The organism is Streptomyces sp. JLBJ103 (assembly GCF_058215575.1).
On record NZ_CM177089.1, the window covers coordinates 6,027,016 to 6,047,287 of the forward strand.

The window sequence follows — 20,272 nt, forward strand, 5'->3', positions numbered from 1 at the left end:
CGGCCGAAGGGCGCCGGAACTGTCACTCCCCGCAAGTAGGGTGGTGACCATGGCCGACCCGAGCAGCTACCGCCCCAAGCCGGGACAGATCCCCGATTCGCCGGGGGTGTACAAGTTCCGTGATGAGCACGGCCGGGTGATCTACGTCGGAAAGGCGAAGAGCCTGCGCCAGCGGCTTTCGTCGTACTTCCAGGACCTCGCCAATCTTCACCCGCGCACCCGCACCATGGTCACCACGGCCGCCGCGGTCGAGTGGACCGTGGTCTCCACCGAGGTCGAGGCGCTACAGCTCGAGTATTCGTGGATCAAGGAGTTCGATCCCCGGTTCAACGTCAAATACCGTGACGACAAGAGCTATCCGTCCCTCGCGGTCACGCTCAACGAGGAATTCCCCCGGGTCCAGGTCATGCGCGGTCCCAAGAAGAAGGGCGTGCGCTATTTCGGCCCGTACGCCCATGCCTGGGCCATCCGCGAGACCGTCGATCTGATGCTGCGGGTGTTCCCCGTCCGCACCTGCTCCGCAGGGGTGTTCAAGCGCTCCGCCCAGATCGGCCGGCCCTGTCTGCTGGGTTACATCGGCAAGTGCTCGGCCCCCTGCGTCGGCCGGGTCACCGCCGAGGAACACCGTGAACTGGCCGAGGAGTTCTGCGACTTCATGGCCGGGCGCACCGGCACCTATCTGCGCCGCCTGGAGCAGCGGATGCAGGAGGCGGCCGAGGAGCTGGAGTATGAGAAGGCCGCCCGGCTGCGTGACGACATAGGGGCGCTCAAGCGCGCCATGGAGAAGAACGCGGTGGTGCTCGCCGACGCGACGGACGCCGATCTGATAGCGGTCGCCGAGGACGAGCTGGAGGCAGCCGTCCAGATCTTCCATGTGCGCGGCGGCCGGGTGCGCGGTCAGCGCGGCTGGGTCACCGACAAGGTCGAGGCCGTGGACACCGCCGATCTCGTCGAGCACGCCCTGCAACAGCTCTACGGCGAGGAGCGGGGCGACGCGGTGCCCAAGGAGGTGCTGGTGCCCGCCATGCCCGACCCGGCCGAGCCGGTCGCCCAGTGGCTCACCGACCGCAGGGGCTCCCGGGTCGATCTGCGCATCCCGCAGCGCGGCGACAAGAAGGACCTGATGGCCACCGTGCAGCGAAACGCCCAGCAGGCGCTGGCACTGCACAAGACCAAGCGCGCCTCCGATCTGACCACGCGTTCCCGGGCGCTGGAGGAGATCGCGGTCGCCCTGGACCTGGACTCCGCGCCGCTGCGCGTCGAGTGCTTCGACATCTCCCATCTCCAGGGCGATGACGTGGTGGCCTCCATGGTGGTCTTCGAAGACGGGCTCGCCAGGAAGAGCGAGTACCGCCGCTTCCAGATCAAGAGCTTCGCCGGGCAGGACGACGTACGTTCCATGCACGAGGTGGTCGGCCGCCGCTTCCGCCGCTATCTCCAGGAGAAGCAGCGGACGGGGGAGTGGGAGGAGGAGCCCCGCGAGGAGCCCGTCACCGCCCCGGACACGGCCCCCGAGCCTGCCACCGCTCAGGCCACGACTCCCGAGCCCGTCACCGCTCAGGCCACGGCCCCCGAGCCCGTCACCCCCCAGGGACCGGCCCCCGACGGGATCGCCGCTCCCCAGGACACGGCCCCCGACGGTTCAGGGGAGTCCTCCGGCTCGCTCGACGACAACGGCCGTCCCAAGCGGTTCGCCTACCCCCCGCAGCTCGTGGTGGTCGACGGAGGACAGCCGCAGGTCGCCGCCGCCCAGCGGGCCCTGGACGAGCTGGGCATCGATGACGTGGCCGTCTGCGGCCTCGCCAAGCGGCTGGAGGAGGTCTGGCTGCCCGGCGAGAACGACCCGGTGGTGCTGCCCCGCAGCAGCGAGGGGCTCTATCTGTTGCAGCGGATCCGTGACGAGGCCCATCGCTTCGCCATCTCCTACCAGCGCAGCAAGCGCGCCAAGTCCATGAAGGCCGGACCGCTGGACGCCGTCCCGGGGCTGGGCGAGAGCCGCAAGCAGGCACTGCTGAAGCACTTCGGGTCCCTCAAACGGCTGCGCGCCGCCACCATCGAGCAGATCTGCGAGGTACCCGGCGTGGGCCGCAAGACGGCGGAGACGGTGGCCGCCGCCCTCACCCAGGCGGCCCCGGCCGCCCCGGCGGTGAATACCGCCACAGGAGAGATCATTGAGGATGAGGCCGCGAACGCGGCGCCATCGGTGAATCGGGGGACGAGATCATGACAGAGCACGAGAGCATCACAGAGCACGATAACCACGGAGACGGAGCGCAGGTGAAGACGGGCACGACGGGAGAGGGCGGCGCCGAGGCGGCGGCCATTCCCGAGCTGGTGATCATCTCTGGAATGTCCGGCGCGGGCCGCAGCACCGCCGCCAAGTGTCTGGAGGACCTCGGCTGGTTCGTCGTGGACAATCTTCCGCCCGCACTGATCCCCACCATGGTCGACCTCGGCGCCCGCTCCCAGGGCAATGTGGCCCGGATCGCCGTGGTGGTGGACGTCCGCGGCCGCCGTTTCTTCGACAACCTCCGTGAGTCCCTCGCGGACCTGGCCGCCAAGAAGGTCAAGCGGCGCGTGCTGTTCCTGGAGGCGTCCGACGAGGCGCTGGTGCGCCGTTTCGAGTCCGTGCGCCGTCCGCACCCCCTCCAGGGCGACGGCCGGATCGTGGACGGTATCGCCGCCGAGCGCGATCTGCTGCGTGAGCTGCGCGGCGATGCCGACCTGGTGATCGACACCTCCAGCCTGAACGTGCACGAGCTGCGCGCCAAGATGGACGCCCAGTTCGCGGGTGAGGAGGAGCCCGAGCTGCGGGCCACCGTGATGTCCTTCGGCTACAAGTACGGCCTGCCCGTCGACGCCGATCTGGTGGTGGACTGCCGCTTCCTGCCCAATCCGCACTGGGTTCCGGAGCTGCGCCCCTTCACCGGGCTCAACGAGGAGGTGTCCAGCTATGTGTTCAACCAGCCGGGCGCCAAGGAGTTCCTCGACCGCTACGCCGAGCTGCTCCAGCTCATCGCCGCGGGCTACCGCCGCGAGGGCAAGCGCTATGTGACCATCGCCATCGGCTGCACCGGCGGTAAGCACCGCAGCGTCGCGATGTCCGAGCGGCTCGCCCCCCGGCTGGCCGCCGAGGGCGTCGAGACCGTGCTCGTCCACCGTGACATGGGGCGCGAGTGACGATCCGGTCCAGGCGGCTGCGGCGGCTGGTCGGCGCCCGGACGACCCGGGGCGCCCAGCCCAAGGTCGTGGCGCTCGGCGGCGGGATGGGCCTGTCCGCGTCGCTCGCCGCGTTGCGCCGGATCACCGGCGATCTCACCGCTGTTGTCACCGTGGCCGACGACGGGGGCTCCAGCGGACGGCTCCGCGACGAGCTGGACGTGCTGCCGCCCGGCGATCTCCGCAAGGCGCTGGCCGCGCTCTGCGGGGACGACGACTGGGGCCAGACCTGGGCCCGGGTGATCCAGCACCGTTTCATCAGCGAGGGCGAGCTGCACGGCCACGCGGTCGGCAATCTGCTGATCGTCGCCCTCTGGGAGCAGCTGGGCGACCATGTGAAGGCGCTGGACCTGGTGGGCAAGCTGCTGGGCGCGCACGGCCGGGTGCTGCCGATGTCGGCCGTGCCGCTGGAGCTCCAGGCGTATGTGCGCGGCCATGACCCGGCCCGTCCCGAGGAGGTCTCCACGGTCGCGGGGCAGGCGACCGTGGCGCTCACCCCGGGTGAGGTCCAGTCGGTGCATCTGGTGCCGCACGACCCGCCCGCCGTGCCCGAGGCCGTCGAGGCGGTCATGGACGCCGACTGGGTGGTCCTCGGGCCCGGCTCCTGGTTCTCCTCCGTCATCCCGCATCTGCTGGTCCCGGACCTGCTCCAGGCGCTCACCGACACCAAGGCCCGCCGCGTGCTCTCGCTGAACCTCGCCCCCCAGCCGGGCGAAACCGATGGCTTCTCCCCGCAGCGTCATTTGGAGGTTTTGGCCCGACACGCCCCTAAACTCGCCTTCGACGTGGTGCTGGCCGACGAGGCCGCCGTTCCCGACCAGAGCAGTCTGTGCGACGCCGCGAAGCGGCTGGGCGGCACGGTCGAGCTGGCGCCGGTGGCCGCGACCGACGGTGCCCCGAAGCATGACCCGGAGCTTCTGGCGGCCGCGTACGACCGTATTTTTCGGATGCATGGAAGGATCGGCCCATGGCGATGACGGCAGCGGTGAAGGATGAAATCTCCCGGCTCCCCGTCACCCGCACCTGCTGCCGGAAAGCGGAGGTCTCGGCGATCCTGCGGTTCGCGGGCGGTCTGCACCTGGTCAGCGGGCGCATCGTGATCGAGGCGGAGCTGGATACGGGCATCGCCGCCCGCCGGGTCCGCAAGGACATCCTGGAGATCTTCGGTCACTCCTCCGATCTGGTGGTGATGGCCCCCGGCGGTTTGCGCCGCGGCAGCCGGTACGTGGTGCGGGTGGTGGCGGGCGGTGACCAGCTGGCCCGGCAGACCGGCCTGGTCGACGGCCGCGGCCGGCCGATCCGCGGGCTGCCGCCGCAGGTCGTCTCCGGCGCCACCTGTGACGCCGAGGCCGCCTGGCGCGGCGCCTTCCTCGCCCATGGCTCGCTCACCGAGCCGGGCCGCTCCTCCTCGCTCGAGGTGACCTGCCCCGGGCCGGAGGCCGCGCTGGCGCTGGTCGGCGCCGCCCGCCGGCTCCAGATCGCCGCCAAGGCCCGCGAGGTCCGCGGAGTGGACCGGGTGGTCGTCCGGGACGGTGATGCCATCGGCGCGCTGTTGACGCGGCTGGGGGCGCATGAGTCGGTGCTCGCCTGGGAGGAACGGCGGATGCGCCGCGAGGTCCGGGCCACCGCCAACCGGCTGGCCAACTTCGACGACGCCAATCTGCGCCGTTCGGCCCGCGCCGCCGTCGCCGCCGGGGCCCGGGTGCAGCGCGCCCTGGAGATCCTCGGCGATGAGGTGCCCGAGCACCTCGCCGCCGCCGGGCGGCTGCGTATGGAGCACAAGCAGGCGTCGCTGGAGGAGCTGGGCGCTCTCGCCGACCCGCCGCTGACCAAGGACGCGGTCGCGGGCCGGATCCGACGGCTGCTGGCCATGGCCGACAAGCGCGCCCAGGACCTGGGCATCCCCGGCACCGAGTCGAGCCTGACCGACGAGATGGCCGAGGGCATGGTCGGCTGACCTGGCCCCGCCCGCACCGTCCCGCACTCCGCGTCGATTGCCCCCGGACCCCAACTGGGCCCGGGGGAGCATTTTTCCGCCCACTGTTGAACCCTTCACCTCACTGTTGACATGGCCATGGGCCGACATCAGTCTTAGGCGCCTGCGCAACCCAATGCGTCGGACGACAGCCAGGGGGGCTCATGCACAGACGCAAGGCGAGACCGATCAGATCGCTCGTCGCGGTGGCTTCACTGCTCCTGGGGGGACTGGCCGCGGCACCCGCCGCGCAGGCACAGCCCACCGCGGACACCTCGGCCGACGGACTGTCCGTCTGGACCGCCGAGGTGAGCAAGGACCAGATCCCGCTGCTGCTGCGCTCCGGCGCGGACGGCCATGAACTCGGGCGGCAGATCCCCGAGAAGGGCCGTGGAGCGGTCGAGCTCTACCTCACCGGAAAGCAGGCCGCGAAGCTGCGCGGCAAGGGGGTGCGGCTCACCGAGAAGAAGGTCTCCGCACAGGCCCGCAACCGTCTCAAGGCCGCGGGCGACGGGGTGTTCCGCCCCTACAGCGGTGCGGGCGGGCTGAAGGAAGAGATGGTGAAGACCGGTCAGGCCCATCCCGGCCTCACCAAGGTCGTCAGCATCGGCAAGACCACCCAGGGCAAGGACATCCTCGCCCTCAAGCTCACCAAGGGCGCCGCGAAGTCCCGCGACGGCAGCAAGCCGTCGGTGCTGTACATGTCCAACCAGCACGCCCGGGAGTGGATCACGCCGGAGATGACCCGGCGGCTGATGCACTACTACCTCGACAACTACGGCAAGGACGACCGCGTCACCCGGATCGTGGACCGCACCGAACTGTGGTTCGTCCTCTCCGCCAACCCGGACGGCTACGACTTCACCCACCAGAGCCCCGCCAACCGCCAGTGGCGCAAGAACCTGCGCGACAACAACGGCGACGGAAAGATCACTCCCGGCGACGGTGTCGACCCCAACCGCAACTTCCCGTACAGATGGGGCTACGACAACGAGGGTTCATCGGCCGACCCCGCCGACGAGACCTACCGCGGCCCCGCCCCCGGCTCCGAACCCGAGACCAAGGCGCTGGACTCCTTCGAGAAGCGCATCGGCTTCGACTACGGCATCAACTACCACTCGGCCGCCGAACTGCTGCTCTACGGCGTCGGCTGGCAGGTCGCCACCCCGACCCCCGACGACGTCCTCTACAAGGCGCTCGCCGGAACCCCGGAGAAGTCGGCGATCCCCGGCTACCACCCGCAGGTTTCCTCCGAGCTGTACACCACCAACGGCGAGGCCGACGGGCACGCGGCCAACGTCAACGGGATGATGATGTTCACCCCGGAGATGTCGACCTGTCAGACGGCGTCGGCTGTGGACCCCGATGACGCCTGGAAGCCCAGTGACTGCGCGTCCGTCTTCACCTTCCCGGACGACGAGAAGCTGATCCAGCAGGAGTTCGCCAAGAACATCCCGTTCGCGCTCTCCGTCGCCGAGACCGCGGACCACCCCGACCAACCCTCCTCCTCGGTCGGTATCGACGCGCCCGACTTCACCCCGGACGCCTTCACCACCTCCTACGCCCGCGGCGGCGACCAGGACGTCTCCGTGACCGTCCGCAAGAGCGTCCGCGACAAGCGGCTCAACTACCGCGTGGACGGCGGCCGTACCCACCGCGCGGCGCTCAAGCCCTGGAAGGGCGGAGAGACCTACGGCGGCGAGGACAACATCCGCTTCGACCAGTACCGCGCCACCGTCGAGGGCGCGGACACCGGCGAGAAGGTCGAGGTCTGGTTCACCGGCCGCACCAAGAGCGGCAAGCGGACCGCGAGCAAGCCGTTCACCTATACCGTCGCCTCCCGGCCCCGCGCCGACACCCTGGTGATCGCCGAGGAGGGCGGCAGCGCCCCGGCCCGGCACACCGCCACCTACACCAAGGCGCTCGCGGACAACGGCCGCAAGGCCGCCGTCTGGGACGTCGCCGCCAGGGGCGCGCCCTCCGCGCTCGGAGTGCTCAGCCACTTCCGCACCGTGCTCTGGTACACCGGCGCCGAGCGCCCCGGCGGGCAGACCCTGCTGGCCGTACGCGACTTCCTCAACGAGGGCGGCAAGCTGATCACCACCGGTGAACGGGCCGGTGGCAGCTCCGAGGTGGGCCCGGCCGACACCGACGACTTCAGTCAGTACTACCTGGGCGCCGACAGCCGTATCACCCTCAAGTCGCCCCGTAGGTACCAGGGCGGCGGCGCGCTCAAGGGCACCGCGGCCCCCCTGGCCGACGCCCCCGGCAACCCGCTGGACAGCGCGGGCGGTTACACCGTCACCTCCGATGTGCTGCCGCCGGAGGACTTCCCGCAGTTCCGCAGCGCGTCCGCGGGCGAGTACCCCGGCGCGCGCTCCCCGTACCAGCCGTACGAGGGTGACTGGATGGCCGCCGCGGGCCATCACGACAACTCCTGGCAGCGGCTGGCCCGGACCGTCGATCTGACCGGGGTGAGCGCGGCCGACAAGCCGGGCCTGACCTTCCGGCTCAGCCATGACACCGAGCCCGGCTACGACCATGTGATCGTCGAGGCGCACACCGTGGGCCAGGACGACTGGACCACGCTGCCCGACGCGGGCGGCGGCAGCTCCACCAAGGTGCCCGCCGAGTGCGAGGCGGGCTTCCTGCTCAACCTTCACCCGTTCCTCAAGCACTACCTCACCCCTGGGGACGACGGCTGCAAGGCCACCGGCACCAGCGGCGCCTGGAACAGCTTCACCGGTTCCTCCGACGGCTGGCGGCCGGTCTCGCTCGACCTGAGCGCTTACGCGGGCAAGAAGGTCGAACTGGCGGTCTCCTATGTCACCGACCCGGGCACCGGCGGCCGCGGCGCCTTCGTCGACAGCACCGCGCTGGTCGTCGGCGGCGCCACCCAGGACAGCGAGGGATTCGAGACGGCGCTCGGGCCGTGGTCCGCGGCCGGACCGCCGCAGGGCAGTCCGGCCAATCCCGCCGACTGGACACGGTCCAAGGAGCTCTTCCACACCTCCGCGGCGGTCACCACCCGGGACACCGTGCTGCTGGGCTTCGGCCTGGAGCACGTACCCGGCGCGGCGGAGCGGGCGAAGTTGATCGGTGGCGCGCTCCGGGCGCTGCACCGTTGACAGACCGTGACGAGTCGTGACTGAATCGGCGGCCTATACCACGTTCCGGTGGTCATAGGCCGCCGATGCCAATGTCACGTACGTCTCGTGATAGCGGTAGGGTCGGAGGCGGTCGGGGACATCCACATAAGCTCGCCGGGCAGCCCGGCATACCTAACGAGGAGATCGGTTCGTGACGATCCGCGTAGGCATCAACGGCTTCGGTCGCATCGGCCGCAACTACTTCCGCGCACTTCTCGAGCAGGGCGCGGACATCGAAATCGTCGGTGTCAACGACCTGACCGACAACGCGACCCTGGTTCACCTGCTGAAGTACGACAGCATTCTCGGACGGCTGAAGCACGAGGTCAGCCACACCGAGGACACCATCACGGTGGGCAACCAGACGTTCAAGACCATGGCCGAGCGTGACCCGGCCGCCCTCCCGTGGGGAGAGCTCGGTGCCGACATCGTCGTCGAGTCCACCGGCATCTTCACCAAGCGCGAGGACGCCGCCAAGCACCTCGCCGCCGGCGCCAAGAAGGTCCTGATCTCCGCGCCCGCCAAGGACGAGGACATCACGATCGTGATGGGCGTCAACCAGGACAAGTACGACCCCGCCCAACACGACGTCATCTCCAACGCCTCCTGCACCACCAACTGTGTGGCGCCGATGGCCAAGGTCCTCGACGAGAACTTCGGCATCGTCAAGGGCATGATGACGACGGTCCACGCCTACACCAACGACCAGCGCATCCTGGACTTCCCGCACAAGGACCTGCGCCGCGCCCGCGCCGCCGCGGAGAACATCATTCCGACCTCCACCGGCGCCGCCAAGGCCACCGCCCTGGTCCTGCCGCAGCTCAAGGGCAAGCTGGACGGCATCGCGATGCGCGTCCCGGTCCCGACCGGCTCGGTCACCGACCTCGTTCTCGAACTCGACCGCGAGGTCACCAAGGACGAGATCAACACCGCCTTCCAGAAGGCCGCCGAGGGCCAGCTCAAGGGGATCCTCGAGTACACCGAGGACCCGATCGTCTCCTCGGACATCGTCAACTGGCCGGCCTCCTGCACTTTCGACTCCTCCCTGACTATGGTTCAGGGCAAGCAGGTGAAGGTCGTCGGCTGGTACGACAACGAGTGGGGCTACTCCAACCGCCTGGTCGACCTGACCGTTTTTGTCGGCGGCAAGCTCTGACGCTGTCGCGATGAGCGAGGAAAGGGGCCCGCTACGACGCTGTCGCAGCGGGTCCCTTTTCCATGATCAAGGAGCCATTCTGTGAAGACGATTGACGATCTCCAGGTCAACGGGCAGCGGGTGTTCGTCCGCGCCGACCTGAACGTCCCGCTCGACGGCGAGACGATCACCGACGACGGCCGGATCCGCGCCGCCGTCCCGACGATCACCAAGCTCCTGGACCGGGGCGCCAAGGTCATCGTCGCCTCGCACCTCGGCCGTCCCAAGGGCGCCCCCGACCCGCAGTACTCGCTGGCCCCGGTGGCCCGGCGGCTCGGTGAACTCCTCGGCAAGCCGGTCGCCTTCGCCACCGACACCGTGGACGACAGCGCTCGCGCCACCGTCGAGGGGCTGGCCGACGGCCAGGTCGCGCTGCTGGAGAACCTGCGCTTCAACGCCGGTGAGACCAGCAAGGACGACGCCGAGCGCGGCGCCTTCGCCGACCGGCTCGCCGCCCTCGCCGACCTCTACGTGGGCGACGGCTTCGGCGCGGTGCACCGCAAGCACGCCTCCGTCTACGACCTCCCGGCGCGGCTGCCGCACGCCGCGGGCGATCTGATCGCCGCGGAGCTGACCGTCCTGAAGCAGCTCACCGAGGACGTCAAGCGGCCCTACGCGGTGGTCCTCGGCGGCGCCAAGGTCTCCGACAAGCTGGGCGTGATCGACCACCTGCTGGAGAAGGCCGACCGCATCCTGATCGGCGGCGGTATGGCCTACACCTTCCTCAAGGCCCAGGGCCACGAGGTCGGCGGCTCGCTGCTCCAGGAGGACCAGGTCCCGGTGGTACGCGAGTATCTGCGCCGCGCCGAGGAGCGCGGTGTGGAGTTCGTGCTCCCGGTCGACGTCCTGGCCGCCGCCGGGTTCCCGGACCTGAAGACGAAGGCCCCGGCCAACCCCGAGGTGCTGTCCGCCGACGCCATCCCGGCCGACCGGCAGGGCCTGGACATCGGCCCGGAGACCCGTAAGGTCTACGCCGCCAAGCTGGCCGACACCGCCACGGTCTTCTGGAACGGTCCGATGGGTGTCTTCGAGCACCCCGACTACGCCGACGGCACCAGGGCCGTCGCCCAGGCCCTGATCGACAGCCCCGCCTTCACCGTGGTCGGCGGCGGCGACTCGGCAGCGGCCGTCCGCATCCTGGGATTCGACGAATCCGCTTTCGGCCATATCTCGACCGGCGGCGGCGCAAGCCTCGAATATCTCGAGGGCAAGACTCTCCCCGGCCTCGCCGCACTGGAGGACTGAACACCGTGAGTGACCGTATTCCGCTGATGGCGGGCAACTGGAAGATGAACCTCAACCACCTTGAGGCCATCGCCCATGTCCAGAAGCTCGCCTTCGCCCTCGCCGACAAGGACTACGAGGCCGTCGAGGTCGCGGTCCTGCCGCCCTTCACCGATCTCCGGTCGGTGCAGACGCTGGTCGACGGCGACCGGCTGAAGATCAAGTACGGTGCCCAGGACGTGTCCGAACACGATTCCGGCGCCTACACCGGAGAGATCTCCGGCGCCATGCTGGCCAAGCTGAACTGCGCCTTCGCCGTCGTGGGCCACTCCGAGCGGCGTCAGTACCACGATGAGACCGACGAGATCTGCAACCGCAAGGTCAAGGCGGCCTATCGGTACGGGCTCACCCCGATCCTGTGCGTGGGCGAGGGCCTGGAGGTCCGCAAGGCGGGCAACCAGGTCGCGCACACCCTCGCGCAGGTCGACGGCGGTCTGGCCGACATTCCGGCCGAGCAGGCCGAGACCATTGTGATCGCCTACGAGCCGGTCTGGGCGATCGGCACCGGCGAGGTGGCGACCCCCGAGGACGCCCAGGAGGTCTGCGGGGCGATCCGCGCCCGGCTGGCCGAGCTCTACAGCCAGGAGCTGGCCGACAAGGTCCGGATCCAGTACGGGGGCTCGGTGAAGTCCGGGAACGTGGCCGCGATCATGGCCCAGCCGGATGTGGACGGCGCCCTGGTCGGCGGGGCCGCGCTGGACGCGGAGGAATTCGTCAAGATCGTCCGTTTCCGCGACCAGTGAGTATGCCCTAGCGCACGGGTCGTCGTACCCTGTCGGGGGTCGTGGTGGTGCGATCGCGCCACCCGGCCCCCGACGTCCGTAACTGCCCGAGAGAGTTGGTCCAGCTGTGATCATGGGGTTCTCGATCGCCCTCATCATCTTCAGCCTTTTGATGATGATGCTGGTGCTCATGCACAAGGGGAAGGGCGGCGGCCTGTCCGACATGTTCGGTGGCGGTATGCAGTCCTCGGTGGGCGGCTCCTCGGTCGCCGAGCGCAACCTCGACCGGATCACCATCGTGGTCGGGCTGCTGTGGTTCGTCTGCATCGTTGTCCTCGGCCTCCTGATGAAGCTCGACTGAAGCTCGACTGGAGCCCGACTGGAGCTCGACCGGAGCTCGCAGTGGGGTCAGCCGGGCCTTCGGCCAGGGGTCGTTCGTCCGCCGACCGGCATCCGATAACTGACGTTCCGTCCGTCAGTGGGCCAAGGGCGGCTTATCATGGGGGTGGCGTCCTCGGTGGTGGGTGTAACTCCTCTCACTGGACGCGCGTTGGGCCTTACGTAGACTGGGGCGCCGGGCAGCGAGGCCGACAATCGAAGCTTCGCGGCACCATCACGCAGGGAGTTACGACCGTGGCAAGTGGCAACGCGATCCGTGGAAGTCGGGTCGGAGCGGGGCCGATGGGAGAAGCCGAGCGAGGCGAATCGGCTCCGCGCCTGCGCATCTCCTTCTGGTGCTCGAACGGACACGAGACTCAGCCGAGTTTCGCCAGCGACGCGCAGGTCCCGGACACATGGGACTGCCCCCGGTGCGGCTTCCCCGCCGGCAAGGACCGGGACAACCCGCCGGACCCGCCGCGCACCGAGCCGTACAAGACGCATCTGGCGTATGTGCGTGAGCGGCGCAGCGATGCCGACGGCGAGGCGATCCTCGCCGAGGCGCTGGCCAAGCTCCGGGGCGAGATCTAGGGCGAGATCCAGGCAGCACGCCGACCGAACAGCGCGTACGACGGCCCGGCCGGGCACCCTCGCAGGGGGTGCGCGGCCGGGCCGTCGTCCATGTCCGGGGCCGTTGTCAGTGGCGGGGGCTACGGTCGGGGGTGCTGATTCACGGGGGTGCGGCGGCCGGGGCGCCGCCCATGAGGGAGGGGCGCCGATGAGCGCGGTGGAAGCGGGGGAGCGCGAGAGGGAGCGGGGCGGCGGGAAACCGGCGGCGCCCGCCTGGCGCGGGGGGTTCGGGCGGCTGTGGACGGCCGCCGTGGTCTCCCGCTTCGGGGACGCGCTGCGCGGGGCGGCGCTGCCGCTGCTGGCGGTCTCACTGACCGATTCACCGGTGCTGGTGTCCCTGGTGACCGCCTGCGGCTTTCTGCCCTGGCTGCTCTTCGGGCTGATCGGCGGGGCGATCGCCGACCGGGTCGACCAGCGGCGGGCGATGTGGGCGGTGGACGCGGCGCGGGCCGCCCTGATGGCGGGGTTCGCCGTCGCCGTCTGGCTGGACCACGCCACGATCGGGCTGCTGCTGGCGCTCGGTTTCGCCCTGACCACCCTCCAGACCCTCTTCGACAACGCCGCCACCGCCCTGCTGCCGTCGGTGGTGGGCCAGGAGGCGCTGGGCCGGGCCAACGCCCGGCTGATGACCGGGCAGGAGGTGATGGGCCGGTTCGTGGGCGCCCCGCTGTTGCCGGTGCTGCTGGGGCTGGGCGCTGCGGTGCCGTTCTGGGCGGACGCGGCCACCTATCTCCTGGCCGCCCTCCTGGTCGCCTCGCTCGGGGTGGCGGCGCCGGAGCGTGCCCCGCGCCCGGCGGGCCGCACGCTGCGCCAGGAGATCGCCGAGGGCATCCGGCTGCTGTGGCGGGACCGGGTCCTGAGGTCGCTGTGCGGCTGCACCATGCTGGTCAACATCGGCATCGGCGCGCTCATCGCCACCCTGGTGCTGATCGTCACCGGCTGGCTGGACGCGGGGAACACCGGCTATGCCGTGGTGGTGACCGTCTACGGGATCGGCAGCGTGGCCGGAGGACTGGTGGCCGCCTGGATCACCGACCGGCTGGGCCGGATCCGCTCCCTGGTGGTGTGCGGCGCGGCGCAGCTCGCCGCCCTGGTCGCGCTCGGCACCATCCGCGAACTGCCGGTGGCCGTCGCCGCCATGGGCCTGTTCGGCTTCTCCGGAATGGTCTGGAACGTCACCGAGGTGACGATGATGCAGCAGCGCAGCCCCGCCGAGATGCTGGGCCGGGTGAGCGCGGCGTTCCGCACCCTGACCGTCGCCGGTACACCGCTCGGTGCCCTGCTCGGCGGGGTGATCGCCGCGGCCTGGGGGCTGAACAGCCCGGCGCTGGCTGCCGCGGCGCTGTTCGCCTGTGGTCTGCTGGCCCTCGTTCCCGGATTGCGCTCCGGCATCAATTAGGTTGGTGGCCGGCGGGGTACAAGCACCGACGAGAAGTGGGCTGATGTCCGAGATGAACGCAGAAGGCCGCAGCAGGCTCGACCAGCTGCCCGAGTGGCAGGCGCTGGCCGCACACCGCAAAGAGCTGGGTGACGCGCATCTGCGCGAGCTGTTCGCAAGCGACCCCGGGCGTGGGCGTCGGCTCACCCTCCAGGTCGGCGACCTCCATCTGGACTACTCCAAGCATCTGGTCACCGATGAGACGCTGCGGCTGCTGCGCGAGCTGGCCCGCGCCACCAAGGTGGCCGAGCTGCGGGACGCGATGTTCCGCGGCAAGAAGATCAACACCACCGAGAACCGGGCGGTGCTGCACACCGCGCTGCGGGCGCCCCGTTCCGCCGTCATCACAGTGGACGGCAAGGACGTCGTCCAGGATGTGCACGCGGTGCTCGCCAAGATGACCGTCTTCACCGACCGGGTCCGCTCCGGCGACTGGACCGGTCACACCGGAAAGCGCATCAAGAACATCGTCAACATCGGCATCGGCGGCTCGGATCTGGGCCCGGCGATGGCGTTCGAGGTGCTGCGCTCCTACACCGACCGCTCGCTGACCTTCCGGTTCGTCTCCAATGTGGACGGCGCCGACCTCCATGAGGCGGTGCGCGATCTGGACCCGGCCGAGACGCTGTTCATCGTCGCGTCCAAGACCTTCACCACCATCGAGACCATCACCAACGCCACCTCGGCCCGCGACTGGCTGCTGACCGGTCTGCGGGCCGGACCGGAGGCCGTCGCCAAGCACTTCGTGGCGCTGTCGACCAACGCCGAGAAGGTCTCCGCGTTCGGTATCGACACGGCCAACATGTTCGAGTTCTGGGACTGGGTCGGCGGGCGTTACTCCTACGCCTCGGCGATCGGCCTCTCCCTGATGATCGCCATCGGCCCGGACCACTTCCGCGAGATGCTGGCCGGTTTCCATCTGATCGACGAACACTTCACCTCCGCCCCGCCGGAGGAGAACGCCCCGCTGCTGATGGGCCTGCTGGGCATCTGGTACGGCAACTTCCACGACGCCCAGTCCCATGCCGTGCTGCCCTACAGCCACTATCTGTCCCGGTTCACCGCCTACCTCCAGCAGCTGGACATGGAGTCCAACGGCAAGTCGGTGGACCGCCAGGGCGAGCCGGTCAGTTGGCAGACCGGCCCGGTGGTCTGGGGCACCCCCGGCACCAACGGACAGCACGCGTACTACCAGTTGCTCCACCAGGGCACCAAGCTGATCCCCGCCGATCTCATCGGCTTCGCCCGGCCGGTGGAGGACCTGGCGCCCGGACTGGTCCCCCAGCACGATCTGCTGATGGCCAACCTCTTCGCCCAGGGCCAGGCGCTGGCCTTCGGCAAGACCCCGGAGGAGGTCGCCGCCGAGGGAGTACCGCCGGAGCTGGTGGCGCACAAGACCTTCCGCGGCAACCGCCCCACCACCACGATCCTCGCCTCCGAGTTGACCCCGTCGGTGCTCGGCCAGCTCGTCGCCCTCTACGAGCACAAGGTGTTCGTCCAGGGCGCGGTGTGGAACATCGACTCCTTCGACCAGTGGGGCGTGGAGCTCGGCAAGGTGCTCGCCAAGCGGGTGGAGCCCGCCCTCACCGAGGGCGCGACGGTCGAGGGACTCGACCCGTCCACCGAGCAGCTCGTCGCCACCTACCGTGCGCTGCGCGGCCGTTGAGCCTTTCGGCTCTCTCCTGAGAGACAGCGATCCCCCGTGCGCAGAGGGCGCACGGGGGATCGGTCGTCAACACGCCGGTGACGGGCTCACGGTGAGGCCGGGGGATACAGCTCGCGCGGCAGCCCCGCCGCCGCGGCCCGGTCCAGCAGCCACAGCGTCCGGCTGCGGCCGTACGCCCCCGCCGCCGGGGCCTGGAGCTCCCCGGCGCCCGACAGCGCGATGGTGACCGCCTTCGCCTTGTCCGCACCGGCCGCCAGCAGCCACACCTCCCGTGCCGCGCGGATCGCGGGCAGGGTCAGCGTGACCCGGGTGGGCGGCGGCTTGGGCGCGCCGCGCACCCCGACCACCGTCCGCTCCGTCTCCCGCACGGCGGGCAGCTCGGGGAAGAGCGAGGCCACATGGGTGTCCGGCCCGACGCCCAGCAGCAGCACGTCGAAGGACGGCACCGCGCTGTGGTTCTCCGGCCGCGCGGCCCGCGCCAGCTCGACGGCGTACGCCTCGGCCGCCGTGTCCACATCGCCGCCGTACGCACCGTCGGACGCGGGCATGGCGTGCACCCGCGCGGGGTCCACCGGCACCGCGTCCAGCAGCGCTTCCCGGGCCTGGGTGACATTGCGCTCCGGATGGCCCTCCGGCAGGAAGCGCTCATCGCCCCACCACAGGTCCAGCCGCGACCAGTCCACCGCGTCACGCGCGGGGGAGGAGGCGAGCGCGGTCAGCAGCCCATTGCCGTTGCGGCCGCCGGTGAGGACCACCGACGCGGAGCCGCGGGCGGCCTGGGCGTCCACGATCTTCGTGAGCAGCCGGGCCGCCGCCGCCTGGGCCATCAGCTCCTTGTCGCGGTGGACGACGACCTGCGGAGCCGTCATGCGTCCGCCGCCTTGTTCTCGGGCTTGTGCTCGGCCTTGCCCTCGGGCTTGTGCTTCGGCGGAGCCGGGACCGGCCGGGCCTGGCCGTCGCCGTGGCCGTCGCCGGGCTTGGGCGCCGGGGCATGGGCGGCGGTGGCGGCCTTGCCCAGCTTGCTCACCCCGAACTTCACCGACGAGGCGTACATCTCGTCCGGGTCGAGACGGCGCAGCTCCTCGGCGATCAGCTCCGACATCTCCCGCCGCTGGAGCGCCACATGGCGGTCCGGCTGACCCGGCATCGCCAGCTCGGCCAGCGAACCATCGGCCCGGTCCAGGCAGATCACACCGTCGGCGGTCTCCAGCCGGACCGCGGTCAGCCCGGGGCCGTCCGAGACCTGGCGGTCCACCGGCACCCGCAGCCGCTCGGCGAGCCACAGCGCCAGCAGCTCACTGCTCGGGTTGTACGCCTCGCCCTCCACGGTCGCGGACTTGATCGGGGAGTGCTTCTGGTCCAGCGCTGCCGCGAGCACACTGCGCCACGGGGTGATCCGCGTCCAGGCCAGATCGGTGTCGCCCGGGGTGTAGGTGTCGGCCCGCAGCCCAAGCGTGGCGACCGGGTCCTCGGTGGCCTGGGCGTCGGTGATCCGGCGCTGGGCGAGCTGGCCGAGCAGGTCCTCGCTGGGGTTCTCCGGGGCGTCCTCGGGCCACCACACCACCACCGGGGCGTCCGGCAGCAGCAGCGGCAGGACCACCGAGTGGGCGTGGTTGGCCAGTTCGCCGTGGAGCCGCAGCAGCACCGTCTCACCGGTGCCGGTCTCGCCGCCGAGGCGCACCTCGGCGTCCAGCCGCGCCATCTTGCGGTCCCGTGGCGAGCGCCCCGGCCGCTTGATGACCACCAGATTGCGCGACGGATGCTCCTTGGACGCCTCGCTGGCCGCCTTCAGCGCGTCGTAGTGATTGCCCTCGTCGGTGACGATGACCAGGGTCAGCACCATGCCCGTGGCGGGGGTGCCGGTGGACCGGCGCGCCTGGACCAGAGCGGAGTTGATCCGGGCGGACGTGGTGTCCGTGAGATCGATGTTCATGGCCGCCGCCAGCTCCGTCCATCTCGTGCGAGCATCTGGTCCGCGGCCTTCGGACCCCAGGTCCCGGCCGTGTACTGCTCGGGCTTGCCGTGCTTGTCCCAGTACTCCTCGATCGGGTCGAGGATCCGCCAGGACTGCTCCACCTCCTGATGACGGGGGAAGAGGTTGGCGTCGCCGAGCAGCACATCGAGCAGCAGCCGCTCGTACGCCTCGGGGCTGGACTCGGTGAAGGACTCGCCGTAGGCGAAGTCCATCGTCACGTCCCGGATCTCCATGGAGGTGCCGGGCACCTTGGAGCCGAACCGGATGGTGACGCCCTCGTCCGGCTGCACCCGGATGACCAGGGCGTTCTCCCCCAGCTCCTGGGTGTCGGTGGTGTCGAACGGGGAGTGCGGGGCGCGCTGGAAGACCACGGCGATCTCGGTGACCCGCCGTCCCAGCCGCTTGCCGGTGCGCAGATAGAAGGGGACGCCCGCCCAGCGGCGGTTGTCGATCTCCACCTTGATCGCGGCAAAGGTGTCGGTCTTGGAGTGCGGGTCGATGCCCTCCTCCTCGAGATAGCCGAGCACCTCCTCGCCGCCCTGCCAGCCGTGGGCGTACTGGCCGCGCACGGTGTGCTTGCCCAGCTCCCGGGGCAGCTTGACGGCCCGGAGCGCCTTGAGCTTCTCGGTGACCAGCGCGTCCGCCTCGAAGGAGGCGGGCTCCTCCATGGCGGTCAGGGCGAGCAGCTGGAGCAGGTGGTTCTGGATGACGTCACGGGCGGAGCCGATGCCGTCGTAGTAGCCCGCGCGACCGCCGATGCCGATGTCCTCGGCCATGGTGATCTGTACGTGGTCCACATAGCTGCGGTTCCAGATCGGCTCGAACATCGTGTTGGCGAAGCGCAGCGCCAGGATGTTCTGGACCGTCTCCTTGCCCAGGTAGTGGTCGATCCGGAAGACGTCGCTGGGGCGGAAGACCTCGTGGACGACCTTGTTGAGCTCCTGTGCGCTCTCCAGGTTGTGGCCGAAGGGCTTCTCGATGACCGCGCGGCGCCAGGAGTCGCCCTGTCCGTTGGACAGCCCGTGCTTCTTGAGCTGCTGCACCACGGTGGGGAAGAACTTCGGCGGCACGGACAGATAGAAGGCGAAGTTGCCGCCGGTGCCGCGCGCCTTGTCCAGCTCCTCTATGGTCGAGCGCAGCGTCTTGAACGCCTCGTCGTCGGAGAAGTCACCGGGGACGAAGCGGAAGCCCTCGGCGAGCTGCTGCCAGACCTCCTCGCGGAACGGGGTCCGCGCATGCTCCTTGACGGCGTCATGGACGACCTGGGCGAAGTCCTCGTCCGCCCAGTCGCGGCGGGCGAAGCCGACGAGCGAGAAGCCCGGCGGCAACAGACCGCGATTGGCCAGGTCGTAGACGGCCGGCATCAGCTTTTTCCGGGACAAATCGCCCGTGACGCCGAAGATGACCAGGCCGGACGGCCCCGCGATACGCGGGAGCCGCCGGTCCCTCGGGTCACGCAGCGGATTGCTGCTGGTGGTCAAGGTTTTCACGCCTCCGAAGGTGTGAGGCGGTTGAGCTCCGCCTCCGTGGACTTCAGCAGGTCGTTCCAGGACGCCTCGAACTTCTCGACGCCCTCGTCCTCCAGGAGCTGTACGACCTCGTCGTACGAGATCCCGATACCGGCCAGCGCGTCCAGGTCGGCCTTGGCCTGCTCGTAGGTGCCGCGCACGGTGTCGCCGATGATCTCGCCGTGGCCCTCCACGGCCTCCAGGGTGGCCTCCGGCATGGTGTTCACCGTGCCCGGGGCGACCAGGTCGTCGACGTACAGGGTGTCCTTGTACGCCGGGTCCTTCACACCGGTCGAGGCCCACAGCGGACGCTGCTTGTTGGCATTGGCCCGGTCCAGGGCGGCCCAGCGGTCGGAGCTGAAGACCTCCTCGTACGCCTGGTAGGCGAGACGGGCGTTGGCCAGGGCCGCCTTGCCGCGCAGCGCCTTGGCCTCATCGGTGCCGAGCTTGTCGATCCGCTTGTCGATCTCGGTGTCCACCCGGGAGACGAAGAAGGACGCGACCGAGTGGATCTTGGACAGATCCAGACCCGCGGCCTTGGCCTTCTCCAGACCGGCCAGGAACGCGTCCATGACCGCGCGGTAGCGCTCCAGGGAGAAGATCAGCGTGACATTGACGCTGATGCCCAGACCGATCACCTCGGTGATCGCCGGGAGCCCCGCCTTGGTGGCCGGGATCTTGATGAAGGTGTTGGGCCGGTCCACCAGCCAGGCCAGCTGCTTGGCCTCGGCGATGGTGGCCGCCGTGTTGTGCGCCAGCCGCGGGTCGACCTCGATGGAGACCCGGCCGTCCTGACCGCCGGTGGCGTCGTGCACGGGGCGCAGGATGTCCGCGGCGTCCCGTACATCCGCCGTGGTGATCATGCGGACCGCTTCCTCGACGGTGAGCTTGCGGGCCGCGAGGTCGGCGAGCTGCTGCTCGTAGCCGTCGCCGCCGGAGATCGCCTTCTGGAAGATCGACGGGTTGGTGGTGACACCGACGACATGCTGCTGGTCGATCAGTTCGGCCAGATTGCCGGAGGTGATCCGCTTGCGCGAGAGGTCGTCGAGCCAGATCGCGACGCCTTCGTCGGCCAGCCGCTTGAGTGCGTCAGTCATGAGGATTGTCTCCTACTCGTCGCTACTAGTCGTATG

Annotated in this window: 16 protein-coding genes; 12 read left to right on the forward strand and 4 right to left on the reverse strand. The window is 70.0% G+C overall.

The annotated features are described in order from the left end of the window. Positions 1-49 precede the first annotated feature (49 nt). The 12 genes from uvrC to pgi all read left to right on the forward strand — a co-directional run bounded on the left by uvrC (position 50) and on the right by pgi (position 15,656). On the forward strand, positions 50-2,227 hold the full coding sequence (uvrC, locus tag AC4BEG_RS26650; protein WP_490702275.1) for an excinuclease ABC subunit UvrC: 2,178 nt from the start codon (positions 50-52) through the stop codon (positions 2,225-2,227). Then, complete coding sequence (gene rapZ, locus AC4BEG_RS26655; protein WP_490702276.1) at positions 2,224-3,180, forward strand: RNase adapter RapZ; 957 nt, start codon at positions 2,224-2,226, stop codon at positions 3,178-3,180. The genes uvrC and rapZ overlap by 4 nt, the downstream gene beginning before the upstream one ends. Continuing rightward, positions 3,177-4,196 (forward strand): gluconeogenesis factor YvcK family protein, encoded by a 1,020-nt coding sequence (locus AC4BEG_RS26660; protein WP_490702277.1) that lies wholly within the window; start codon positions 3,177-3,179, stop codon positions 4,194-4,196. The genes rapZ and AC4BEG_RS26660 overlap by 4 nt, the downstream gene beginning before the upstream one ends. Further along, positions 4,187-5,176: a DNA-binding protein WhiA gene (gene whiA, locus AC4BEG_RS26665; RefSeq protein WP_201874257.1), complete on the forward strand. Its 990-nt coding sequence runs from the start codon at positions 4,187-4,189 to the stop codon at positions 5,174-5,176. The genes AC4BEG_RS26660 and whiA overlap by 10 nt, the downstream gene beginning before the upstream one ends. A 182-nt stretch (positions 5,177-5,358) precedes the next feature. Continuing rightward, positions 5,359-8,322: a M14 family metallopeptidase gene (locus tag AC4BEG_RS26670; protein ID WP_490702278.1), complete on the forward strand. Its 2,964-nt coding sequence runs from the start codon at positions 5,359-5,361 to the stop codon at positions 8,320-8,322. A gap of 172 nt (positions 8,323-8,494) precedes the next feature. Then, positions 8,495-9,499, forward strand: coding sequence for a type I glyceraldehyde-3-phosphate dehydrogenase (gene gap / locus AC4BEG_RS26675; RefSeq protein ID WP_490702279.1), 1,005 nt, complete (start codon positions 8,495-8,497; stop codon positions 9,497-9,499). A gap of 81 nt (positions 9,500-9,580) precedes the next feature. After that, complete coding sequence (locus tag AC4BEG_RS26680) at positions 9,581-10,783, forward strand: phosphoglycerate kinase (RefSeq protein WP_490702280.1); 1,203 nt, start codon at positions 9,581-9,583, stop codon at positions 10,781-10,783. Positions 10,784-10,788: 5 nt separating this feature from the next. Then, positions 10,789-11,565 (forward strand): triose-phosphate isomerase, encoded by a 777-nt coding sequence (gene tpiA, locus AC4BEG_RS26685; protein ID WP_490702281.1) that lies wholly within the window; start codon positions 10,789-10,791, stop codon positions 11,563-11,565. A gap of 112 nt (positions 11,566-11,677) precedes the next feature. Continuing rightward, entirely contained in the window at positions 11,678-11,905 is a 228-nt protein-coding gene (secG, locus tag AC4BEG_RS26690) for a preprotein translocase subunit SecG (RefSeq protein ID WP_201874267.1), read from the forward strand. A 320-nt stretch (positions 11,906-12,225) separates the two neighbouring features. After that, positions 12,226-12,513, forward strand: coding sequence for an RNA polymerase-binding protein RbpA (locus AC4BEG_RS26695; protein WP_215910754.1), 288 nt, complete (start codon positions 12,226-12,228; stop codon positions 12,511-12,513). A gap of 187 nt (positions 12,514-12,700) precedes the next feature. After that, positions 12,701-13,951, forward strand: coding sequence for an MFS transporter (locus tag AC4BEG_RS26700; protein ID WP_490702282.1), 1,251 nt, complete (start codon positions 12,701-12,703; stop codon positions 13,949-13,951). A gap of 52 nt (positions 13,952-14,003) precedes the next feature. Then, positions 14,004-15,656 carry a glucose-6-phosphate isomerase gene (gene pgi / locus AC4BEG_RS26705; protein ID WP_490707202.1) on the forward strand — a complete coding sequence of 551 codons (1,653 nt, stop codon included), beginning with the start codon at positions 14,004-14,006 and terminating at the stop codon, positions 15,654-15,656. 86 nt (positions 15,657-15,742) lie between these two features. Here the strand turns inward: pgi and pgl are convergent, their stop codons facing one another. Genes pgl through tal form a run of 4 tightly spaced genes read right to left on the reverse strand, consistent with a single transcriptional unit; the run spans position 15,743 to position 20,236 of the window. Further along, entirely contained in the window at positions 15,743-16,525 is a 783-nt protein-coding gene (gene pgl / locus AC4BEG_RS26710; RefSeq protein ID WP_490702283.1) for a 6-phosphogluconolactonase, read from the reverse strand. Next, positions 16,522-17,589, reverse strand: a complete 1,068-nt coding sequence (gene opcA / locus AC4BEG_RS26715; RefSeq protein ID WP_490702284.1) for a glucose-6-phosphate dehydrogenase assembly protein OpcA — start codon at positions 17,587-17,589, stop codon at positions 16,522-16,524. Before opcA ends, pgl begins: the two co-directional genes overlap by 4 nt. Further along, complete coding sequence (gene zwf / locus AC4BEG_RS26720; RefSeq protein ID WP_490707203.1) at positions 17,586-19,112, reverse strand: glucose-6-phosphate dehydrogenase; 1,527 nt, start codon at positions 19,110-19,112, stop codon at positions 17,586-17,588. The genes opcA and zwf overlap by 4 nt, the downstream gene beginning before the upstream one ends. Positions 19,113-19,117: 5 nt before the next feature. Then, the gene (tal, locus tag AC4BEG_RS26725) at positions 19,118-20,236 is read right to left on the reverse strand and encodes a transaldolase (protein ID WP_490702285.1); all 1,119 of its coding nucleotides are present in this window, start codon (positions 20,234-20,236) and stop codon (positions 19,118-19,120) included. Positions 20,237-20,272 lie beyond the last annotated feature (36 nt).